Annotated in this window: 2 protein-coding genes; both read left to right on the forward strand. The window is 49.6% G+C overall.

Going from position 1 to position 4,537, the window contains the following annotated elements; translation table 11 throughout:
• Positions 1-398 precede the first annotated feature (398 nt).
• Positions 399-3,158 carry an RAP domain-containing protein gene (locus tag ACO6V1_RS22530; protein ID WP_422468707.1) on the forward strand — a complete coding sequence of 920 codons (2,760 nt, stop codon included), beginning with the start codon at positions 399-401 and terminating at the stop codon, positions 3,156-3,158.
• A gap of 237 nt (positions 3,159-3,395) precedes the next feature.
• The coding region (locus tag ACO6V1_RS22535) for a hypothetical protein (protein ID WP_422468709.1) at positions 3,396-4,537 on the forward strand (1,142 nt) is incomplete at its 3' end.

The raw sequence follows: 4,537 nt of genomic DNA on the forward strand, positions 1-4,537 counted from the left end.
TTCCCGCCACAGGGGCATGGCTCTGTATCACTTAAAAGAAGGCGGGCAGATGAGGCATACGTTACTGCTGATAAAGGCAGGCAACCCTCAGGTCATGGTTACTTGACTACCGGAGAACATTCAGAGGAGCAAACCGGTAAACCGGCAAAGAGGAAGAAAACAAACAGCCGGTAATTGCCTTCCTCCTATCATTTCTCTAGATCCGTTTTCACACGCCGGGAAGGAATGCCAGTGTTGAACACCTGTTGCCCCGGATGATTTGAAAATAACGGGTTGACGGCATCAGGAGTAGATGTGTTTCCCCAACCGCTTACGTTTATAGACGTTGTAGCAAAATGAACTTTTGAACAAAACAGCAGTCTGCTTTTTATATTTTCATTAATTAATGAAATATAATTATGGATAAAAGCTCTGCTGGTATCAGTGGTCAACGCACAAGATCAAATAATGATTATAAGCAACCCAATGACCATGCCGCTTCTTCAAGGCGCGGACGATACAGACATACCACAGTCAGACAATGGGATCCTCCATCCCGCACAGCCCCAAGGCGTAATGAATTTTACCAATCTTCCAGCGCATACTCTTCTCACTATCTACTGCGCCGTTCAGTAAATCCTGTTCAAGATTTTAATGCGCTCACCCAACAGGAAATAATGGATGGCCTGGTGAGTAAATCGTACCGTTTCGGTCATCGCTATGATGGGAGAAATCACGGCCTATATGCCAGTTCAATTAAAAAATACACGTCAACTGCTAAAAGACCGTTAAATCGAGCGGAACAAAGCCAGCTGATGCGTTTGCTGCAAAATTTCACAGCAACACGGAGTTGGAATTGGCGAAGCCTGACGACATCACTTCATTCATTGACTTCAGCCGGTGTTTTTACTCCCCATAAACCCATGCATGAGCGTGTTAAGCGTACTCAGGCTGCCTTACTGTCAACGCTACTTGAGGTAATCATATCCAAGTGCCACCAAAAACCTCACGCCAGGGATATTGATGCCCAGGGTGTCGCCAACCTGCTGTGGGCCATCGCGAAACTGGTGGATAATGGGCAGGAGCGGACACCAGAGCTCAAAGAGGCCGTGGCCGCGCTTTTGCCCAACGTGAAAATACAGAAAGCTAACTTTAAACCACAGGAAATCGCCAACCAGCTGTGGGCCATGGCGAAACTGGTGGACAACGGGCAGGAGCAAACACCAGAGCTCAAAGAGGCCGTGGCCACGCTGTTGTCCCACGTGAACATACAGAAAGTTAACTTTAACCCACAGGAAATCGTCAACCTGCTGTGGGCCATGGCGAAACTGGTGGACAACGGGCAGGAACAGACACCAGAACTCAAAGCGGCCGTGGCCGCGCTGTTGCCCCACGTAAAGGCACAGAAAGTTGACTTTAAACCACGGGGTATTGTCAACCTGCTGTGGGCCATGGCGAAACTGCTGGACAACGGACAGGAGGCAACATCAGGGTTCAAAGAGGCCCTGGCCGTTCTGTTGCCCTGCGTGAACGCACAGAAAGCTGACTTTACACCACAGGGTATCGCCAACCTGCTGTGGGCCATGGCGAAACTGGTGGACAACGGGCAGCATCGTACACCAGGGCTCAAACAGACCGTGGCCACGCTGTTGCCCCTCGTGAACGCACAGAAAAACCAATTTATTCCTCAGCATATCACCAACCTGCTGTGGGCCATGGCGAAACTGGCAGGCAGCGGGCAGGAACAAACACCACAGCTCAAAGAGGCTGTGGTCGCGCTGTTGCCCCACGTGAACCCACAGAAAGCTAACTGTAACCCACAGGAAATCACCAACCTGCTGTGGGCCATGGCAAAACTGGTGGACAACGGTCAGGCGCGGACATCAGAGTTCAAAGAGGCAGTGACTGCGCTGTTGCCCCACGTGAACGCACTGAAAGACCAATTTATTCCTCAGCATATCGCCAACCTGCTGTGGGCCATGGCAAAACTGGTGGTCAACGGTCAGGAGCAGACACCAGAGCTCAACGAGGCCGTGGCCGCGCTGTTGCCTCACGTGAACGCACAGAAAGACCAGTTTATTCCTCAGCATATCGCCAACCTGCTGTGGGCCATGGCAAAACTGGTGGACAACGGGCAGGAGCAGACACCAGAGCTCAACGAGGCCGTGGCCGTGCTGTTGCCTCACGTGAACGCACAGAAAGACCAGTTTATTCCTCAGCATATCTCCAACCTGCTGTGGGCCATGGCGAAACTGGTGGACAACGGTCAGGAGCAGACACCAGAGTTCAACGAGGCCGTGGCCGCGCTGTTGCCCCTCGTTAACGCACAGAAAGATAACTTTAAATCACAGGCTATCGGCAACCTGCTGTGGGCCATGGCAAAACTGGGCGAACTCGTTGACCTGAACATGGTTACCTCTACGTTCGAATCGCTTGTCTACCGGATCAGTGACAATCCTCAGCTTTCTCAGCAAACGATATTGATGTCCCTCTGGGGAGTAATGGTATGCTGTGCCAGGTTGTCTCAGGTCTCCGATGCCAACAAAAATTACTGGCTTGAAAAGCACATGGATGATCTGTTTACTCGCCTGCAAAATACATCCCCGGACAATAAAGAGGATCAATCCATTATGACCATGGCAGCAAGTTGGCTTGACAGAGCGTGTCCGGTCGTTCCCCATTACCAGACAATTGTTTCAAAACGTCAATCCGACTTCTGCAATCAACTCCAATCATGCATTCCATCATTGAGGATTGAAGAAGAAAAGAGTCTGAATTCATTACCTCCGGTTGACCTGCTACTGCCAGATCACAACATGGTGATTGAAGTTCAGGGACCGTCTCATTACGTGGGTGGTGATTTCAAAACCAGAAATGGTTCGACTCTGCTGAAAATCGCACTGTTGCAAAAAGCAGGATTTGAGGTCATTGAAATTCCGGTTAACAGGCTCTTGAGTCAGTATTTAATGAAACCATACATTGATCAAATAAAGACCAGGATAGGCTTACCGCCTCCGGGGCATGGCTCTGTATCACTTAAAAGAAGCTGGGCAGATGAGGCATACGTTACTGCTGATAAAGGCAGGCAACCCTCAGATTATGGTTACTTAACCGCCGAAGAACATTCAGAAGAGCAAACCGGCAAACCAGCAAAGACGAAGAAAACAACCAGCCAGTAATCGCCTTCCTACCATCATGACTCAAGAACCTTTTTCACATTCCGGGAAGGAATGCCAGTGTTGAACACCTGTTGCCCATACATCTCGACCCGGATGATTTGAAAATAACGGATTGATGGCATCAGGAGTAGGTGTATTTCGCCAGCCGTTTACGTTTACCAACATTCCAGCAAAATGAACTTATGAAAAGAACCACAGTCTACTTTTTATATTTCCATGAATTAATGAAATATAATTATGGATAGAAGCTCTGCTGGTATCAGTGGTCAATACACAAGATCAGATAATGATTACAACCAACCGAATGACCATGCCGCTTCTTCAAGGCGTGTGCAATATAGACATGGTACAGTCAGACAGTGGGATAATACCCCACGCACTACCCCGGGGCGTAATAAATTTTACCGTTCTTCTGGCGTATGCCCTTCTCAACATCTACAGTGCCGTTCAGCAAACCCTGCTCAAGATTTTAATGCGCTCATCAAACAGGAAATAATGGATGATCTGGTGAGTAAATCGGATCGTTTCGGTAATCGCTATGATGGGAGAAATCACGGCCTGTATGCCAATTCAATTAAAAAATACACATCAGCTGCTAAAAGACCGTTAAATCGAGCTGAACAAAGCCAGCTGATACGTTTGCTGCAAAATTTTACCGTAACACGGCGTTGGGACTGGCGAAGCCTGACGACCACAATTCATTCATTTACTTCAGCGGGTGTTTTTACCCCCCATACACCCATGGATGAGCGTGTCAAGCTTACTCAAGCTGCCTTATTGTCAACGCTACTTGATGCAATAATATTTAAATGCAACCAAACACCTGAGGACAGGGATATTGATGCCCGGGGAATCGCCAACCTGCTGTGGGCCATGGCGAAACTGGTGGACAACGGGCAGGAGCAAAGACTGGAGCTCAACGAGGCGGTGGCCGCGCTGTTGCCTCACATGAACTCACAGAAAGCTAACTTTAATCCACAGGAAACCACCAACCTGCTGTGGGCCATGGCGAAACTGGTGGACAACGGGCAGAAGCAGACGCCAGAAATCAAAGAGGCCGTGGCCGCGCTGCTGCCCCGGGTGAACGCACAGAAAGACCAATTTATTCCTCAGCATATCTCCAACCTGCTGTGGGCCATGGCGAAACTGATGGACAACGGGCATGAGTGGACACAAGAGCTCAAAGAGGCCGTGGCGGCGCTGTTACCCCACGTGAACGTCCAGAAAGACCAATTTATTCCTCAGCATATCGCCAACCTGCTGTGGGCCATGGCGAAACTGGTGGACAACGAACAGGAGCCGACACCAAGGCTTAACGAGGCCGTGGCCACGCTGATGCCCTGCGTGAACGTACAGAAAGCCAACTTTAAACCACAGGA

Source organism: Endozoicomonas sp. ALC013 (assembly GCF_049310205.1).
In the GTDB taxonomy this organism is placed as follows: Bacteria; Pseudomonadota; Gammaproteobacteria; order Pseudomonadales; family Endozoicomonadaceae; genus Endozoicomonas.

Coding starts and splice junctions, on each gene's coding strand:
- ACO6V1_RS22530 (WP_422468707.1), top strand. CDS start 399: ATGGATAAAAGCTCTGCTGGTATCAGTGGTCAACGCACAAGATCAAAT.